The 20,328-nt window shown below is 45.9% G+C and carries 12 protein-coding genes; all 12 read right to left on the reverse strand.

The features are described 5' to 3' along the window. Nucleotides 1-62: 62 nt before the first annotated feature. Nucleotides 63-1,421 (reverse strand): PhoPQ-activated pathogenicity-related family protein, encoded by a 1,359-nt coding sequence (locus ABV001_RS13775; protein WP_352423340.1) that lies wholly within the window; start codon nucleotides 1,419-1,421, stop codon nucleotides 63-65. Nucleotides 1,422-1,514: 93 nt separating this feature from the next. Continuing rightward, on the reverse strand, nucleotides 1,515-3,695 hold the full coding sequence (locus tag ABV001_RS13780; protein WP_352423341.1) for a ligand-binding sensor domain-containing protein: 2,181 nt from the start codon (nucleotides 3,693-3,695) through the stop codon (nucleotides 1,515-1,517). Between the two features lie 113 nt (nucleotides 3,696-3,808). Further along, the gene (locus ABV001_RS13785) at nucleotides 3,809-5,467 is read right to left on the reverse strand and encodes a SusD/RagB family nutrient-binding outer membrane lipoprotein (RefSeq protein WP_352423342.1); all 1,659 of its coding nucleotides are present in this window, start codon (nucleotides 5,465-5,467) and stop codon (nucleotides 3,809-3,811) included. A gap of 13 nt (nucleotides 5,468-5,480) precedes the next feature. Further along, nucleotides 5,481-8,894 (reverse strand): SusC/RagA family TonB-linked outer membrane protein, encoded by a 3,414-nt coding sequence (locus ABV001_RS13790; RefSeq protein ID WP_352423343.1) that lies wholly within the window; start codon nucleotides 8,892-8,894, stop codon nucleotides 5,481-5,483. A gap of 41 nt (nucleotides 8,895-8,935) precedes the next feature. After that, on the reverse strand, nucleotides 8,936-9,955 hold the full coding sequence (locus tag ABV001_RS13795) for a PKD domain-containing protein (RefSeq protein ID WP_352423344.1): 1,020 nt from the start codon (nucleotides 9,953-9,955) through the stop codon (nucleotides 8,936-8,938). A gap of 120 nt (nucleotides 9,956-10,075) precedes the next feature. Then, the gene (locus ABV001_RS13800) at nucleotides 10,076-11,014 is read right to left on the reverse strand and encodes a dihydrodipicolinate synthase family protein (protein WP_352423345.1); all 939 of its coding nucleotides are present in this window, start codon (nucleotides 11,012-11,014) and stop codon (nucleotides 10,076-10,078) included. A gap of 144 nt (nucleotides 11,015-11,158) precedes the next feature. Further along, complete coding sequence (locus ABV001_RS13805) at nucleotides 11,159-12,175, reverse strand: LacI family DNA-binding transcriptional regulator (protein ID WP_352423346.1); 1,017 nt, start codon at nucleotides 12,173-12,175, stop codon at nucleotides 11,159-11,161. A 143-nt stretch (nucleotides 12,176-12,318) separates the two neighbouring features. Beyond that, a complete protein-coding gene (locus ABV001_RS13810; protein ID WP_352423347.1) occupies nucleotides 12,319-13,947 on the reverse strand; it encodes a ribulokinase in 1,629 nt (542 codons plus the stop codon). 5 nt (nucleotides 13,948-13,952) lie between these two features. Continuing rightward, the gene (fucP, locus tag ABV001_RS13815) at nucleotides 13,953-15,401 is read right to left on the reverse strand and encodes an L-fucose:H+ symporter permease (RefSeq protein ID WP_352423348.1); all 1,449 of its coding nucleotides are present in this window, start codon (nucleotides 15,399-15,401) and stop codon (nucleotides 13,953-13,955) included. Between the two features lie 175 nt (nucleotides 15,402-15,576). After that, entirely contained in the window at nucleotides 15,577-16,830 is a 1,254-nt protein-coding gene (locus ABV001_RS13820) for a DUF6786 family protein (protein WP_352423349.1), read from the reverse strand. A 99-nt stretch (nucleotides 16,831-16,929) separates the two neighbouring features. Beyond that, a complete protein-coding gene (locus ABV001_RS13825) occupies nucleotides 16,930-19,023 on the reverse strand; it encodes a hypothetical protein (protein ID WP_352423350.1) in 2,094 nt (697 codons plus the stop codon). Between the two features lie 57 nt (nucleotides 19,024-19,080). Then, nucleotides 19,081-20,247: a glycoside hydrolase family 172 protein gene (locus tag ABV001_RS13830; RefSeq protein WP_352423351.1), complete on the reverse strand. Its 1,167-nt coding sequence runs from the start codon at nucleotides 20,245-20,247 to the stop codon at nucleotides 19,081-19,083. Between the last annotated feature and the right edge of the window lie 81 nt (nucleotides 20,248-20,328).

The raw sequence follows: 20,328 nt of genomic DNA on the forward strand, positions 1-20,328 counted from the left end.
ATCAGAAAATTACTAAAAAACAATTGATGAAAAAATTCAAAACAGTTTCTAAAAATCAGCAATTACTCTACAAATACTTTTTTATTATCCGAGACAAAGGTCCGTGTACTGACCGTATACTCGTCACCATAGGGATCTTTATAGACCAGATCCACATAAAAGGCTTGGAATCCTTTTTTCGGATATTGGATCCTTATGTCGACAGCCGACCTGTTCTTGGCATTAAGCTGTATATCACTTTTAGTCCAGGTAGCTTTACGGAAATCCCTGCTGTCTGAAACCGATTCCCATAGGGTAGCCCCTACCAAGTTATCAGGAGAGGCTTTTACTTTCAGGTCAATATTTTTACCTTTCCCCGTCAGGTTCCACTCACAGGTAGGATAATCCGTCTTGTTCAACATATGCGCGAAAAATGAACTGAGCGCTCCAAAAGCCTGTACCTTATCTCCCAAACCATGACCGGCATTAGGAACGTAATGCAACAGGTTATGCCCGGGGATACCGTTGATATAATGCTTAATGGCGTCAACGGTCCAATAGGGATCGTTTGTCCCCATAAAAATCATTTTGGGCATTGTCAGTTTATCCCGATAGGAATAAGGATCTATCATCTGCACGACGGCATTCCCAAATTCACTATGCATTGCCTGCGGAATTTCCAGCTTGACATAATCATTGATCTCTTCACTGTATTCTCCATAGATCTGCTTCTGGTAGTCGAGACTGGCCGGCATATTGAGCATTTCGATTACCATGGGTGCAATTGCCACCACACGGGGATCCTGGAGCGCTCCTGTGAGCCAGGTGGTCCATCCACGTTTCGATGCCCCAGAGACAAGAAAACGGTTTATCTTTTGATCCAACAGCTGAGTGGCAAATTCCTGTACCGCATCCATGGCTTTGTAGGCAGTTTTCGTCATCGGGAACAACAACGGCCAGGAGTAATCGTTGTCTTTCCTGAACTCATTGAGCGTATAGGAGATCAATGCATCTTCTTTCAAGTCACCGTAAAGGGGCTGATTAGGTACTTGTTTCAACACACACACAAGGGCGTTGTTGCGGTTAGCCAGGGCAGACAGGAACATAAACAAAGCATTGTCCTCCTTTGCATATCTCGGAATGCCATCGCTTACCGAGCCTCCGTCAACAAACAAGAGTGCGCCATCCTGTTTTACAGACTCCGGGACAAAGATAATCAATTCATGCTTCCACAGCATGCCATGCCATTTCTGAGAAATAAACAACAAGGAATAAACCTTTGTATCATCCATTTGGTATGTGTTCCGCACTTCCCATCCCCAGGTAGGGTCATCATTATGCACATAGGCATTGAGTGCCGTTTCAGGTGTAACAGCTTGTTGCGCATAACTTACAACAAAGCAAAAAATAGCAATTAAAAAAACAAATAAATTCCGTTTCATCTTATAATCAATTATTTGGTTGTTGAGTTGTTGAATCATCATAACTTCCCGGCTTGTCGGGACAAGTTATCTCGATTTATCGGGATCAGTAAATCAATAAATCACATTCAGGAAACGCGCCATCCAGTAGGGCAACAGATATTCATCGCCGGTAAGTTGCTGGTGCGCTCCCCGCCCCCCGTCAATAATAAACTCATTATTATTATGCCGGTTCATGGGGCGTTCCCTTTTAGGAATAAGTTCGGTCGTTGTCTGCTCCCTGAAATTGGTGTGGATATCTTTCGGCAGGAATTCCAGGTCTTTCCGGTGCGAGTTTTTTATCACGTAACGGTTACGGTCTTTGGGAAAGCCTTGCAAATACCAGATGGTGGATTCCAAGTCCATATCACCTGAAGTACCATAGGTCAAAAGGTTCCAGAGGGCATTGCGTTCAGGCTTTTCAATTTCCCAATGGTCGCGTATCATCTCCGCATATTCCTGTTTTAGATCATCATTGAAAGCATAATGATATAACACCCAGTAGGTGAGGAATGCCATCTCATCATCGGAATGGTTCCAGTCCTCTCCCATGGTGATTCCATCGTGTTGGAATCCGGAAGTAAACCGGATATTAGCCATGGATATTTTCATATTATCGAGATATCCATGCTTTTCCATCAAACGAAAAGCCTCTGTCTTATAGATCTCTTTCCCTGTCAGCTTATAGGCCAGTTGGAGCCCCGTAATGGTCAGCGTGCTGTTCAGCCTGCGGTCGAACTGCGTGGTAGCGAATGAGTTCACATAATCGGGATTCCATCTTCCCCAGAGCGTGGGTTGACCATCATAATCTATAAAATAATAATCATTGGTGATGATATGGGTCATAATGGCGTCGATGTAGTCGGCTACCCGTTTTTTCTCTTCCGGCGTTTGTGCCACGTACTGGTCTATCACCGACGTAACAAACAGATAGCCGACAAACTCATCGGTACTGGTAGTTCCTTTCCACCACCAGTTCTTATCGGGTGCAGGCCTCCAGGGAACCGTATCTCCGGCAATATAGCCCGTCCGTTCGAATGTCCTTGCCGAAAATCCCGTAATGGGATGGATAACCAACAGCCTCTCAAAAGCCTCGAACGACTCCCATACATATTCTTTGGCCTTTTCTTCTTTGGTGACGGCATAACGGAACGCCTGGCTTCCCAGATAGAATGAAGTCCATAAGCCATCATTATCATCATCATCGAGGCGCATGGTGGTGGGATCGTCGGGGTCGACCAACCGTGAAGCAGATGAAAAACCATAGCGGAGATGATATTTGCGCAGGTTATCCTGCAGGAACTCCGCTTTTTCAGCCAGGGTTTCCTGTACGAACTGCACCTTATTCAATCCGGTCGGGGTTAAAAAGTATAGGTTCCCCTTGTTATCGGCAGCCATATCCACGATTTTGTCCTGATCGAGCCAACGTTCAGAGGCGAAATAGTCGAACCGTTCCGGTTGTTTTACAAAAGCACCTCCCTCGGTGGCGAACCAATATTTACCATCCACCGTCAACATATTGGTAATAACGGGAACAGGAAGCCTATTATTGTGAGGTTCAATGATTTTTCCGCTCCGGTCGATCACAAAATAGCCATCCGTTGTGCCCACCGCGATCTTGTCGCCATTGAACGCTATCGCGGTCATACTATTACCAGAATGGATTTTTATCCATTTATCGTCCTTGAGCCAATAGATACCCGTAGCAGATAAATACCAAAATTGATTGTCCGATACATACAACCTGACAAATCCACCCTGTGGCACATCCAGCTCTCTTATTTTCCTGCCCCGGTTATACAAGACGCCTCCTTGCTTTCCTATCAATAGCACATCATCATCACCATTTACTGCAATGTGGCTATATTGGTTTTCAGGCAACAGGCCACATATTGTACCGGCGTGTTTATTGGTAAGAAAACGGTCGGGATAAAGATAATAGAGGTAACCAGTCCCTTCCTGGATACAAATATCCACAGGATGCTTGTCTGCCAGCGAAGCATACCGGAGATCCTTGGAAATGACTTCCCCCGGAAAATCGCGGAACAGGCCGGCATCGGTCAATATAAAAATGCTGTTATCCCCGTCTGCTACAACTTTCTTGAAGTGGAGATCTTTCCATTTCGGGGATAATGTATACTTGACTGATACCGGAACCGTGTAAGGATCGTCTTTCACCGGCTGGTCGGCTTTTCCTGCAAAAACCGGTTCTATCAATAAGAGGCATAATAAAACACTTATCTGGCTTAATTTCATATAATTACATTTTTGAGAACTAAGAACTAAGAGTGAATAACTAAGAATTAATAGTGAAAAATGAAAAGTTTTCAATTTCCCAGTCTTTACTCTTTATTCTTTACTCTAAATCATCACCACGGTTTACCTGTTCCCTGCAAAAGCCACATTTTAGACCAGGCACTGTTCTTGGATTGGTCTGTACCCTGATAGGGTGTCGCTTCCAGTCTTTCGATGGCTGCTTCTGCATTTGCCCTGTTTTTATTGATCTCATCAGTGGTATGGTAATACCAGCGGACAGGCAACACTGTTCGTACTGCCGCCGGACCCGTCTCCAGCGCCGGCAATCCTGTCCTGCGCCAGTCAAACCAGGCTTCCTGCGCCGTAGTCCAATGGGCAATCCACTTTTGCTCAATAATACTTTCCAACCCGTCATAAGGTGCGTTCTCTATATAGTCGCTGAATTGGGCGTCTACTCCCCAGGCTCTGAACGACTCCCTCACACCTTCAGCATAATAATCGGCCGGTTCGCCGGCAATCCATCCCCTGTACGCCGCTTCGGCAAGGATCAAATTGACCTCTGCTGCTGATATCAATCTCATCAGTACAAGAGGATCAGCAGTCTTCGTATACCGGTCGTTCAGATGGGAGGCATACGGATTCACGGTACCCTGAGACGCATTGGCATTGTTCATATTGAATATCTGCACATACGGATGAGAAATGGTCACTCCGGCGTATTCGGGATCAAAATCCACTTTCATCCCAAAATCGTTTTCAAACTTGGTTACCACATCCTGGGATACTTCACGTTCACCGTTACTATTCACTTGGTCAATATTTGTTCCCGAAACCAATTTCAGCGGGACCGCAATCTTATTGGCCCATACCCCAAGGCGCGGGTCATCATAATCCTTCATTATATCGACCATTGTTTTTCCCATCTTCACCCTCATATAAGCGCCTGCCGGATCCACATCATACACCGTATTTAACGGATTGGATGTCGCTTTTGAAGTACCGGGGTAACTGATATTGGCATCATCACCGGCTACCCTGATCAACGGATATCTGGCCGGATCTCCCGCAATCCTCTTGATCCCTTCTTCCGCGAATGCAGGCTCTTTGGCCTGTAACCTCATATAATAGCGCAATGCAAGTGAATTCGCAAATTTCTGCCATTTGGCGACATCACCTTTGTAAACCACATCCTGTTTGGCTACAATATTACGGTATTCTCCGGCTGTTTTCGACAAAAGTGTATTGGCCGTATCGAGATCGGCAAGGATTCCATGGTAGATATCCTGTTGCGGATCGAAAGCCGGCATAAAATGATCGGATCCCTGCTCGGCTTTAAGCGCATCCTTATAGGGTGCATCACCCCATATATCAGTGATCAGGCCAAAGACATAAGCCCTCATGATACGGGCAACGCCTTCGTGGAATTCGTTATTTTGCTCCACTGACTTTGTGAAATACTCATCGTTATTCATCAGGATACTGTAATAACTGTTCCAGCTATGCGAAAGGGTAGTCCAATCGTAATTATTATAACCGCTAAACCAACCGGTTTGCTGGGTATGCTGCATAATTCCGGAGAAGGTCCCAAACCCAATATTATAAACGGTTTGTCCTACATTTGTCTGGATTGTGGGCAGCAGGAAATTCAGATCAGCGATTGCCGGATCAACACCATTCGGATTGATATTCAGTTCATCCAAATCCTTGCATGAAACTACAAACCCGAGCATCAGTGTTAAAAATATGATAAAACTGTTCTTTAACTTATGCATGACATTATTTCAATCAAAAAGTAAAACTTAATTTAAACCCAACCGGAACAACCCAAGGCTCTGCGTTAAAACGTTCGACACCTTGTTTAAATCCTCCATTACTACCCGATTGATAAGCTCTTTCAGGATCTATCCCCATACCGGAACTTTTGGCCCAAAGCATGATGTTTCTGCTATATACCGAAATATTCAGGTCTCTCATCCGCAGTTTCTGGGCTGCCTTGTCGGGAACCCTGTAATTCAACGAAATCTCCCTCAGTTTTATGTAGTCTGCATCGAAAATATTCGCTTCCCCGATATCCCATGGATAACTCATCACATAGGGCCTGAATTCAGTGCCTTCATTTCCAAGGTTTTCCTTGGTAAGGATAAAATTACCGCTGTCGTCATACCGGCCATACACACCGGGTGCAAAAACTCCATCGTATGCTCCGATACCTGTATAAAAATCGTTGTAAAATCCGCCGAAATCAGGGGTGGGCCCACCGACAGGCCTTGGATTGTTGGTATAAATCAATCTATCGGCATTGGCTACAACCCAGTCACGAAGTGCCTGGCTGGGTGCACCACCCATTCCATCGGGAGGCGTAACCAATTGGTTGAGCCATGTGTTTGAGACAACACCCTCAGTGAGGTACCGCCAGGTCTGCGACACATATTGTCCGCCCGATCTCCAGTCGAAGGTCATACTCAACGTGAAATTTTTGTAGGTAATAGAGGTTTGGAGCCCCATGATAAACTTGGGGTTATAATTGCCCACCTTGGAATAGTCGTCTTCTGATTGCCATTCGGCATCTTCACTGTTCTCCGGCAACAGGGGATACCCGTAATAAGGAGAATTCTTATCAGTCACCCTCAATATTTTTCGGGTATAAAGGTTACCGATCAACCCATCCCTGCCTTGGGATTTATCTTTTGCGTAGGCAATATTCCTCACCCTGGCTTCATTCCAGAACTCCACAAAATCGGTTCCTTCCGACAGTTCGAGCAGCCAGGTCTTATTCTTCGTGAAATTCACATTCAGATCCCAGGTCCAATCTTTGGTCTGAATAGGCGTGATGCCAAGCATCAATTCCACGCCCTTGCTCTGCAACAGGCCGGCATTGACCTTTATACTGTTGAATCCGGCCGAGCCTGCCAACGGTACGCTAAGGATCTGATTACGGTTATCTGCCCGGTACCAGGTTCCTTCGAACCGCAACCGGTTATGGAACATTTTCAGGTCCATCCCCAGTTCGTAGGATTTCGACTTTTCGGGGAGCAGTACCGGATTTAAGAGATCCCCCGGTTTTCCGAGGCGGATCGCATCACCCCATTGTCCTGCATCATAATAGGTGGCATAAAGGCTGTAAGGAGAAGTGTCATTCCCTACCTGGGCAATACCCCCTCTTATTTTGAAAAGATTTACATGCTGCCCCATATCGATCATATTATTCAGCAAAAGGCTCAATGAAGCGGAGGGATAAGAATAGGATCTGTTTTCTTTTGGAAGTGTGCTGGACCAGTCATTTCTTATTGTAAGGTCAAGATAGGCCATATCTTTCCATCCCAGGTTGGCCATTGCATATATACTGTTGATCGCTCTTTCGTAGCGGGCATTTGAATAATTCAACGAAGTGTTTTCAATATTCTGGATCGTATATAAATAGGGGATAATTAAGCCCGATCCCGGCTTCGAAGAATTGCTCACATTTGCCCAGCGGGAATAGAGGAGGTTACCACCGACAGAAGCCGTAAGGGAGAAATCACTCCAACGGTCCTTATAGGTAGCCAGCATATCGGCGTTGGTTTCAGTGCTTTCACTGGTTACAATTCCGTACGCTCCATTATTGGGCTCACCGGAATATCCCGGATCTATTTTCGTTTCCCTTGTTTCGTCCGATCTGTTCAATGCGTATCTTCCCATAAGGCTCAACTTGGGAGTTATGTCCCATGTAGCGGAGACATTGCCGATAAGCCTGTTCCTCTTAAAACTGTTATTGATGCCATAAGCAAGAAAGTACGGATTCTCCCAGCCGTCACCTATGGTAAGCACTTCGCCTCCCCCGAGATTATAATCTTTGAGCTTACGGATATCCACGTTGGGCGGCGTCCATGCGGCCCATTGTAGGGGATTGGCACCCCTTTCCTGCGTGGACGGCCTGTTATCGGCCCAGTTCTGGGTGTAGTTGATATCGGTACTTACAGTAAGCCCTTTCATGACCTCAGATGCGGCTGCAAGTGTCAGGTTATTCCTGTGGAGATCCGAATTGGGAACCAACCCTTTGTTAGTCATATTGGATACCCCAAGCCGGTAATTCACCCTGTCACTACTACTTGAAATCGCCACGCTGTTGGTTGTGGTGATAGCGCTACCTCTAATAAAATTCTTATAGTTATCGGGATAAGAAACCAATTCCGTAGGGATTGGAACTCCATTGGCGTCGAGCGGCGCAAACGGCTGCACCTGCCAGTACCCTTTATTCAGTTCAGGGCCTGCTCCGGCCTGTTCTGAGGGACTGAAAGGAGGAATGATACCATCGGGAAAGGTAGTACCGGTATACCCCCTGGCACCAAATGCAAAGCGGTTTTGCACATCCAGGTATTTTGATGGGATATCAAAAACGGTGTTTGAAGCCACTTCCACTTTCATCCCGCCTTTCCGGTCCGATTTTTTCGTGGTGATAAGCACCACCCCGTTGCCAGCACGGGTTCCGTACAGTGCTGCCGCGCTGGGCCCTTTCAGGATGGAAACACTTTCAATACTCTCCGGATCGATATCCGAAATCGCATTCCCGTAGTCGACCAGATTACCACTACCGAAACCGCCGACATTATTCACCGAACTGGTCATGGGCACACCGTCAATCACGAACAATGGTTGGTTATCGGTACTCATGGAAGTCGCTCCCCTGATCACCATGCTGACGGTAGATCCTGCACTACCAGTGGAGTTGATGGTCACCCCCGTCACCTTACCGGCCATTGAAGTGAGCACATTCTCATGCACTACTTTGGCTAATTCTTCAGAGCCCAGTTTTCCGACGGAATAACCCAGTGATTTCTCCTCACGTCCGATACCCAATGCTGTCACCACGACCTCACTCAGTGTTTCAGCACTCTCGTCCATGACAATGCTGATATTTCTACGGTTTTCAACCGCTATCTCCTGAATTACATATCCTATATAGGAAAAAACAAGCGTGGCGTTTGACGGCACATTTATTGTATAATTTCCTTCCAAATCGGTGACGGTTCCTTCCGCAGTTCCCTTTAAAACGATACTGACTCCGATAAGCGGCATCCCGTCGCTGGCTGATGTAACCCTACCGGCAACAGTTATTGTATTTTGTTTTGTATCCGTTGTCTCTGCGAAACCATTTCCTATAGATAACAGGAGAAAGGCCAAAGAGAGCATCACTTTACACCAAGTTTGATATGTATTCATTGGCAAATTTTTTGCTTCCATTTTACAGTTTTTTGAAAGTTTTAATTAACTACTTCGAATGTGAGTATTGCTGCAGAAGTGCTTATAGCACTCAGGGGATTCATACTGATAATTGCATTGGGATCATCAGTCAAAGTCATAAACATCACCACCCTCATGGAACTGCTTGTGATCTCCTGCACAATCACTTTCCGATGAAAATCCCGTATACCGATAAATGCATTCGAATTGGGAAAATCGAGCGTCATCACATTCGAATAGGTCACTACCGGTATGCCGGGAGGCTGTATACCGGTGGCGAAATCAGGAGCGGTTGGTATGGTGAAATTTTCATTCTCATTCAACACAAAGGTGGCGTTCTCATCGGGAGTATAGGTTGTCAATGCAAACAGATCCTGTCCCAACGCCGCTTTTCCGCCTACTTTGGTAATCTGGGATAATCCCATCTGTTGCAACACCGTAGCATATACAATACCTCCGAATGAGGTACCGTCGGTAGTATTGTGCCTGTAACGGCCATCATGGTAAAAGGTGAACTCATCATTATACGCCTCCGGAATTCCGACATATACGCTGAAAGCCCCGGCCGGTAACGACGGAATATTGGGGGCAAGCAATGAGAAATTCGCATCGGAGTTCACCAGCTTGTCGTTGACAGTATGTGACATGGTCAGTTTCCATGTTTTGCCGTTGTAACCTTCGGCTGTATGATCCCCTGTCAACAAAGCATAAGGGGTAAGGGAAATTGCCAGACTAACCTTTGTAGAGACCGAGTTGCCGGTATTGTCTTTTGCTGTCAATGTGGCCATATAATAACCCCCTTCGTCATAGACATGCACAGGATCTTTTTCCGTACTGACGTTTCCGTCTCCAAAATTCCATTCCCAGTTCACAGCACTATGGGTAAGCGCTGTGAAAGCAACCTGTTTTCCGTCTATACTGTGAAAAATCACGGCAGAAAGCGGAAAATCTGTTTTTGATCCGTCATCTGAACATGCCGGCAAAAAGAAAACCAGCAGACACAAAAAAACGGATGAAAGATAATAGATGTTTCTTCTCATACAATTGTTGCATTTTTTGGATTAATAACGTGGATAATATTCACTGTAACTATTTAAATAAGTATTTTACAAAAATATATTAATGATGTTACGATATGATGAAGTTTTGAGGGCACTTTATTACATAAAAGTTAAATCTATAAACATACTTTTTATTTCTACCATCTCTTTTTCAATCATTTTTCTATACTCCTCACCGAAATGAGTAAAAGGCATTGCCGAAAAATCAGGACATATACCTGCTACGGACAAGGCGCATTTGAGTCCAAGCAGGTAACTGGACCCGTACTTGCCTTTGCTGTAAATGCCGGTGGATATCCGCATTACTTTTTCCTGCAGGTCCCTCACTTTTTCAATATCGTGGGATTTGGCGGCATTATAGAGTTCAACATATAATTCAGGGAATAAATTGGCACCTCCGTTGACCCCTCCGTGGGCACCCATCAGTACCATTTCGGCAGTCATTTCTTCGGGGCCGACAAAAATGATGAATTTAGGATCATCTTTCATGGTGTACATTACCGTCTGAAGATAGGTACCGTTGGCAGAGCTGTCTTTAAAGCCGATTACTTTCTCATTCTGTGCAATCCGCTTAATCGTTTTAGGATCGAATGACACTTTTGTATGAACCGGCATATTATACAAAAACAGGGGCAGTGGCAGCAGTGAAACCAGATTATCGAAGTAATCGATCAATTCCGACTGGGCTGTCGCAAAATAATAGGGAGGAGTAGCCACCACCGCATACGCCTCGGCTTCGTACGCCTTTTGGGCTAATGCGACACTATCACTGAGAGATGTGTCGGAAATACCGACCAATAAAGGTAACCGGTTCCCCAGAATCCGGCTTGTCTCTTTTATCATCTCTTCACGTTGGCTCATACTTAAGCTTTGCGCTTCCCCGGTAGTGCCCAGGATAAAAATCCCATGTACTCCCCCCTTTATCACATGCTCAACCAGATTATTCAACCCATCTATATCAATCCGGTTATTACCGGATAAGGGTGTGACAAGCGGGACAACAATCCCTTCAAGTGGCTTTAATTCCCTGTTTACCATACGATTATTTTATTAATATAATTCTTACTCCATCTACAAACGGAAATACTGCCCCGTCCCACTTTTCATTCTATTACGGCTAAATCGTTTTAGCTATTCATTATAAAAACAAGCAGGAGCTGTAGATATAACTTTGCTTTACTTTTACGTTTGTCTCAGCGACGACTTCTGGATCACCAACTCAGGTTCTAAAAACAGTTTCGATTTATAATTACTTTTCTTAATGCGTTTAATCAATATATCAATTGATCCTTTTGCTATTTGCTCGATCGGTTGTCTGACATAGGTTATGGGCGAATAAAAGAGATTAAAAGCATCATTCCCATTAAACCCCACTACCGCAACCTCCCCCGGTATTTTTACATTCATTTCATTTAAGCAGTACAATCCATTGGTGGCAAGCATATTGGTCAGGAAAATCACCGCATCTACATGTTGTTTACGGACTAATTCCTCCAATGCTTCCCTGATACCCGGTCTCGGATTCAGGATATTCACCTTCCTGACATGTACATAAGCACTTAGTCCCGCATTTTTCATCGTGTCTTCATATCCCGAAATACGATCCAGAATATGATGCATTTCTGTATTATAAGCGATCAACGCGATGTTTTTATATCCTTGTCCGAGCAAATGCTCCGTGGCCAGTTCCGTTGCCCTGTAATTATCCAAACAGGACGAACTCAAATCTATATCCGGAAAATATCTGTCAAGCAACACTGTAGGGAAATGGCTCTCATAAAGTCTTTGGACAAGCTTCATCGAACCATCGCATGGCACCAGTATCAATCCTTCTACTCCTTTGTTGAGCAACACATCCACCAACCTTTCGGTATTTTTCAGATTTTCATCCGTACTACTGATTAATACTGTGTAATTCAATTCACTGGCCCTGTCTTCTACAATTCTTGCGATTGCCGAATAAAAGGGGTTGGAAATATCGGTAACGATCAATCCTATCAATTGTGTTTTTCCGGAACGAAGGGTTTTGGCGTAAACATTCGGAACATAGTGCATCTCTTTTGCCGTCTCCTCAACCCGCCTTGCAACTTCCTCCCCGATCCTGTATTGCTCAGCTTTCCCATTCAACACCATTGATACAAGGGAAGGTGAAACACCCACCATTTTCGCAATATCCTTGATCGATACCTTTTTCTCCATTCCAGGTGAAAATTATTGAATAGACTGCAAATCTATATCATTAAATCGTTTTAGCAAAATAAAAATATATGTTTTATAACATATGGATCAAATTTTATGAAAAAAGGAATGACTTCATTTTATCCCGGCCAAGATTTTCTCTTCTAAAAGTCACTACAAAATTTTCCCAACTTTCGGTATTTATCATACAAAATATCGTATATCCCACGGTTTTCGGCACGGGGAGTGTAGGCTGTGCTGTAGTCCTGTCCCAAGAATTCCGAAGCGCTTTCCATTGCAGGGAAGACACCGGAAGCGACAGCAGCACACATGGCGGCACCCAAAGCTCCGGCCTGTTGCGTTGCCGCCACTTTGATAGGTACGCCCATGATATCGGAAAGCGTCTGCATCACATAGGGCGATTTCAATGAAATACCTCCCACGCCAATCACCTCATTCACCCGTACACCTTCCTTCGCAAGATGCTCCATGATGGCACGGGACCCGAAAGCAGTGGCTTCTACCAGGCTCTTAAAAATTTGTGCCGGGGTAGTGGCCAGAGTGATACCGGTGATGGCGCCTTTCAACGTAAGATCAACAAAGGGAGTACGCCGTCCGTTCAGCCAGTCGACCGCCACCGGATCCGACTCCGTTACCGGTAGCCTTTCCACCTCTTCGTTCAATTGCGGTAATATCCGTGCTTCCGCCTCCGCCCTCTCACCTTCCGGCAAGAGGTTCAACGACCAGGAAAGTACCTCTTTCCACCAGGCATATACATCACCAAAAGCGGATTGCCCGGCCTCCAACCCTATCAGGCCGGGGATAACCGATCCGTCTACCTGTCCGCTGATCCCGGGGATCAGTTTCCCCGCTATATCTTCCTTCGGGGTAACCACAATATCACATGTGGATGTCCCGACGATCTTTACCATCGTATGGGCAGTAATACCGGCACCGATGGCCCCGGCATGTGCATCGATAATCCCGACGGCCACATCCACGTCTTGAGGCAATCCCAGCCGTTCTGCCCACTCCGGTGTCAATTTCCCGGCAGAGTTATCACTTGTGTATGTTTCGTTTTTTAAACGGGCTCCAAATCCTTCCAATAAAGGATCGAGTGCAGATAGGAACTCCTGCGATGGATAACCGCCCCATTCTGCCGCCCACATTCCTTTGTGCCCGGCAGCGCAACGGCTGCGCTTTACCTTTTCAGGCTTCAGGTTTCCGGTCAATAATGCCGGCATCCAGTCGCAATGTTCTATGATGGAACAGGCCTGCTCCCTTATTTTTCTATTTACCCGGAGCGCATGCAGTGCTTTTGCCCAGAACCATTCGGAAGAGTAGATCCCCCCCGAACGCGATGTATAATCGATCTCCCATTTATGGGCAAGGGCATTGATCTCATCCGCTTCACGGATCGACGTATGATCCTTCCAGAGGATAAACATGGCATCGGGATCATCGCCATATTCCGGCAACAGTGCCAGCGGCGTACCATCACGGTCTGTAAGGCAAGGCGTGCTCCCTGTCGTGTCGATACCCAGGGCAACAATATTTTCCACTTTATCGGGCGGTAATTGTGCCAATAAGCCATGGATCACCTCCACCAGGGAGTCGATATAATCCTGCGGATGTTGCCGGTAGCGGTTGGAAGAAGGATCGCAATACAATCCTTTCTTCCAGCGGGGATAGACCGAGGTGTGTGATGCCAGCTCCTTCCCTGATACGGTATCTAATGATATGGCCCGACACGAATCGGTGCCATAATCAATTCCTATGACTAATTTTTCCATTTCATTTATTTTCCGTTACCCAGCTTTTTGCTGCGTGCTATTGTAAAACTGTAAAAAGTGATAATAATAAACGCAATGGCAGGTACCCAGTAGGCAAATTTAATGCTTCCTGCCTGATCGGACAGGATACCTTGTATTTGCGTCAACAACGCCGCACCGGCGATGGCCATCACCATGCCTGAACCGGCGATCTTGGTATCATCCCCCAGACCTCTCATGCCAAGACCGTAAATAGTGGGGAACATAGCCGACATACAACCCGAAATGCCCATCAGGGCATATACGCCGATAAATCCTTCTCCATAAATAGCCAACAGGGAACAGACTACCGCCAGAATACCCAATCCCGACAATATGTTCACCGGCCGGGTATATTTCATCAGCCAGGTACAGATAAATCGTCCCACGACGAATAATACCAACGACAAGATATAGTAGGTAGCTCCGGCCTGCTCCGCCGTACGGGGCAGCAGTGCATCCAAACCGAGGAATTCACTGAGGGAGTAAAAGCCTCCGGCTACCGGTTCCACACTTCGCAATGCACCAATAATTGTTTCCTGTGAAGGGTTCACTCCCAGACCGGCGATCACCGCATCCAGATCAAGCTGCTGCATGGCATAACGGATAATGAATGACCAGACAGCAATCTGTGCACCCACATAAAAGAACTGTGCCACTACACCCCAGACATAGTTCTTATTTCTTTTCAACCTTCCCCAGGTCGCTTTCAGGTCTAAACTCTTGTCATCATCCTGCGCTTTGGGCATTTTGGTAAAAATGATCAACAGTAACAGTACCAGCATCACCGCCCCCAGAATCAAATAGGCCATTGTAACGGCATTGAGTTCTCCCCTTTGAATAGAGACCAGCTCGGCTCCGCTAAGGGCATTCCTTTCGCCGGCTGTCATAGTATTTAACTGTGACAATACAAATATCTGGCTGGCCAACACGCCTGTCAATGCACCGAATGGATTGAATGACTGTGAGAAATTCAGCCTGCGGGTAGCTGTCCTGGGGTCTCCAAGTGCATATACATACGCATTGGTAGAGGTTTCAAGCACCGATAAACCGGCAAACAGCACGAAAATACCGAAGAGATAAGTGGCAAAACTCAACGGTGAACTGATCTCATTGACCAGCATTGCTGGATAAAAGAGCATCGATCCAGTGATACAGAGCAACAGTCCCAACTGCACGCCCGACTTGAAAGTACGCTTCTTGATGTAAATGGCGCCCGGAAGGGCAAAACAACCATACCCAAGAAGATAGCAAACCACCTGGATCCATGCTGTCTGTGTATCGGTCAGGCTCATAATACGCTTGAACGCCGCCAGCATGGTGTCGGTCATATTATTAGGTACCGCCCAGATAAAAAAGAGGGAAGTAAGAAGAATAAAAGGGAACAGGATTCCTTCAGGAATCAATCGGTGCTTTTCTACATTTTTTGTGTTCATATTTATTGAGAATAAAGAGTAAAGAGTAAAGAATAAAGATATGTTGTATTCACTCTCGCAAAATAGATATTTATTCTTATCTCCTGTTTCTTATTGGTTTACATAATTTTTAAAGAAGTCTGAAGTTAAGAAGTTGAGAAGTTGAGAAGTTAAGAAGTTAAGAGGAAAAACTCGCTTAAAAGATGCTCCTGACTTTCTCAAGATTTACTCCCAGCAATTTTTCCGCGATCGGGGAGAGGTCCGCCTCTTCGCCTGTGAAATGGAAGACGTTGTGTCTGTGCGACAATGACTCTCCCGGTTTCAGGAATGCAGCAGGTGAACAGCTTTCCAACTCCAGAAAGGGTCCCATGATACTTCCATCTTCCAGCGGGCCGTCGTTATAAGCATTGAGTGCATCTCCTACCAGCGGATCGCGGTCGGGATTCCATTCCTGGTTCAGGTAGGTGGCATCCGGATTCGTATCGAATGTGATAATGGTCAATCGTTTCGCAAGCGGATCATAATTCCCTGCGATCGCCTTGGTACGTTTGGCATTCATTCCCAGTTTGCCTCTCGATTTTCCATCGGTTTTAAAATAGAGGACGCCATTCTCGTCGACCAATCGGTCGGCTGGAATTTCACCGAAATAATCGGATGTCGCCACTTTTCCCAACTCTTTCCCGTCACCGGTATTATATGGGATAATGGTCACAGCTCCCTCGGAAGGGTTAAACATATCGAGCATCCAGATACAGACTGTTCCGGTTTCGGGAGTCCACTCGAAATCGTTGACATTGGTAATCCTGTTGGATGTCTCATAAGCCACCCCGCTCACTCCTTCAGGGATCTCCACCTGTAATTTATCGGCTACTTCGTTGCCGGAGAGTAGTGATATCTTCCGTTCTATGCCGATATTCAAAAGATTTCCAAGGTAATTTTCCTGTTCCATCTCTTTGGTGAAGACGACCTCTCTGGCAGTAGCATGGCCCACTTTCCATTCCTCAATATCGATAGCTTTCGGAGTATGCCAGTTATCATACACCTGCTCTTTTCCGGGCTCAAAGTAGATTGAATACTTTCCGCCTTCCGGCCCAAGCCAGAAACGATCCTCACCACCGAATCCGTTCATATGCTCATCCACAATACCCGCATCAAAGAAATTGTAGTTCACGAACCCGTGACTGTTCCCCTCAAGGCCGTTGGCCGTGGAAGTAAATACTTTACCCTGATACTTTGCCGACAGGATTACCTGTGCTTTTTCATCTTCCGACTTTAACACGATTAACCCTTCATCTTTTTCAGACAGATAATCCAGATCATATCCGAAAGTTCCTTTTTCATAATCCCTATTCATATTTTCTGCTGTTTTCCTGTTGCCTGTGCAGGAGAGTAGAATTGCTCCTCCCATCATGACAGGCATTACAATGCGAAAGATTTGTTTTAGTTGCATACGATAAAAATTAGACACAAGAACCAAGATGCAAGAACCAAGACATTTTATAGATAATATCGGTTACTTCGTAATTGGTCGCGTCGATTATTGATAATTTTACTTGATTTTTCCGAATTTGTCGAGGATACGGTTATAGGCCTCTGCTGCCGCACCATTTCCCCAATCGTATATGGTAAATTCCCCCATTCCTTCACCTTCGGCGTTGGTACGTCCTCCATGGCCATAATTTTCCATCATAAATCCGTAGTCCTCCTTACCGAAGAAAGGATATACTTTCTCCCATTGTGCCTTGGTGACGGGATTCAAAGGACTGTACATCATTACAAACGATGCTTTCAGCGCTGCCCATCCTCTTTCATTGTACTCATCACTATCTAAAAGTTTCCCGTATTGCAGGATCAACTCGGAGAAGAGGCTCTGGCGTGAGTCATTCCATTCGCCATCGGCATTCAGCACGCCGAAACCGCCAAGTACATTCACATACATGTAGGGCGGCTGCCAGGAAGCCTGCGTCATCAACATTTCATCGAGCGTACGCTGTCCCCATTCCAGATATCGCCGGTCGCCAGTCAGCCGATAACTCTCAAGAAGTGCTTCCGCCGTCCAGAACATGGAAAAGTTGTTCTGCTTGTACATGTCGTTGCGGGCTACCTTCTTACCGACCAGATAGTCCGAACCATATCGCGAGCAGGACCAGTAGGTCTCGAAATCTTCCCATCGTCCCGACGGAATGACATCCCGAATTATCGCATCAATAGCTTTGAGTCCTACCTCTTTGTATTCCTGTTTTCCGGTCAACTCATAGAGTTTCAAAAGAAAAGTAGCCGACATAGAGGTCTCAGGCGATTCATTCAGGTGAGCCATTGGTTGCAGCGTATGCAGGTCGAGCCATCCGGGGAAAAAACCGCTTTCCGACTGGATACCGAGCAATGATCCGGCATATTGCTCCGCATAACGAAGTAATCGTTCGTCCTTTTCCAGTTCATCATACCATCGAAGCATCAACAATGCCGTCCAACTCATATCGAGGATGTGGAAAGGTGATTCGGCCGCGTTCCAGGTATAGGGATTCCTGTTTGAGTTCCCCCAATAATGGGTATCCCATCCCTTACTGCGGTTATATTTTTTTCCGTCTATTTCCACTTCATGCATCTCAGTACCGATCAAACCATAAAAGAAGCCTTCAACTTGAGGAAAGGAGAGCGCCAGTTCTTTAGTGAGCAGCGCCTTTTCCATCAGGTCTGTATTGCCGGTCCTTTTGGCATACCGGTACAACCCTCCTGCAGAGCGCAGGGAGCTGAACCATGCCTGGTTCCATACCGAACGGAATTCCCGTTCATTGACTTCCCCCGGATAGTTGGGGCTTTGGGTATAATTCACGATAAAGACCGGCGCTCCGACCTTGTTGCCATTCAACTCAAACTCCTGCCATACGTTCTCCGCCCAACTGTTGAAAGCCCAATTATAGGTGTGCTCCACATACCTTTCCAGATCGGCATCTACCGGATTTCCGTCCTGATAAAGACCGTGTCCCCAACGCTTCCACAGGAATTCAAGCGGTCTGCGGAAAGGATTTTTTAGTGATGGTTCATCTCTGTTTACCATCAGGTAAAAACCGATCTCCACTTCTCCGGCAGGGTATTCGGCCCCTGGCTCACGTACAAACAGCACATGATCGTCGACCCTGCTATTGCTCATCCCCAATACGAGTCGATTACCTTCCGCATCGAGATCAAGATACCACCTTACCGGGGTTCCCTTTTTCATGATATCGAGATCGGGGATAAGGGTAATTACCTGCCGGCCATCGGCCATAATCAGTGCCGGAGAGCGAAATACATGCTGGTCGATGATATGACGATCAGTAGGAGTAAGGTGTGGAGCCCAATGGAATGACGGAGAAAAGGCCGGAGTAACCGACACCTGCCAGTCATCCTGCTTCACCGCTTTATCAGTAGAGAAAATAAATTGTATATGCAGGCAATTCTCATCCACTACCTCGATCCGGCTTTCCCCATTTTCATTCTCCAACAGGTCGTATTGAATTTTTTCAACTGCGGTTTCGAATGAAGCGGGCAGCTTCAGTTCTTTCTGCAAAGGCAGAGCCGTTATTCTCGCACTCTGAGCATGTAACACAGAAGTAAAAGCCATAACCATGCCTAAGATTGGATATATAATCCTCATCATCATATCTTCATTATCAAACCAATAAATCATCACTACTCGTCCCGACTTGTCGGAATCAATTCAATTCACTTCCAGTTCTTGCCAGGAAGGCAATTTGGGGAATGAAGCATGGGGTTCTTTCTGATACCAGAAAGTAGTGGATGCGATATCCGATTGCTGTGGCAGATAACGGCCTCCATGCCGCCATCCCAGATCCTGGATCGTGATCCTCAGGTCTTTCTTAAACCGTATCGGATCCATCACATGCCAGCGATACAGGCCAAATCTTTGTCCGGACCTATAGATAATATCGGGCGGCAATACCTGTATCAACCCGGCGTAAGGTGTTGTAAAGGGCACATATTTTCCATTCCGGTCGAAATTATACGATCCACAGAAATAATCTTCGGTTCCTGTACCGATGATAGTGGGGAATTGCTTGTCACCATCCATGAAGAATTTGATTTCTCCTTCGCCCCACCAGCCGTTGTTATTCACTTGCCACGCCATATATATACCCACATAGTGCCCTTCTCCCTTTATCCCGTCGATAATGGTATAATCGGAGGTTTTGTTGACTTTTGTACGGCGGAATTGTGCATGGAAATAGGCGGCATCATCAGGCACATCGGTTAGCGTATAATCGATCTGGTAATAAAGGTTCATCGGCTGTGCATCATTGATATTGGTCATGGTGATCCTGCATTTTTTGCGGAACGGCATCACCCAATAGCAGTTGAACGCACTTCCCGGATTGACGGTCACCGGTAAGGAATTGAGATGGGTATATTCGTTCCATCCCATGCCAAAGAAATCGCCCACCGGTACTTCCACCGACGGTTCCTTCTCATCATCCCAATAGATACGGATAATGGAGAACCGCCAGTTACCGGTCGGCGTCATCCATATATGCTGGATGGCACCCGGCCCATCAATTTCGGCCATAGTGAAAGTTTCTCCAGAATTGATCGTCACAAACGGATTCACTTTCCAACCCTGTCCCAGATCACGTGAAGCATGTGTGGCATTTGCAGTATTGCGGGGTGCATTGGGATCGGGAGTAGCCATTCCTCCTTTCCCTTTCTCTCCGGTAAAATTTTCCGGACTAATAGAACGTGTCTCCGCGTTGGATAGTCGATATAAATTACCCATGTTCATATCCAGACCATTGAAATCACGGTTTTGGGAAAAAATGCTTGCCGTAAATGCAATACAAAAAAGAAAAATGAAAGTTGATTTTAAACGCATAATACACAAATTAAAAATTATAGATATTCTTATTTTTATAGATTAATTTCTTTCCCAAAGATATTATATTTTTTCACATCA

The sequence above is a fragment of the Proteiniphilum sp. genome (genome assembly GCF_040307845.1).
Lineage (GTDB): Bacteria > Bacteroidota > Bacteroidia > Bacteroidales > Dysgonomonadaceae > Proteiniphilum.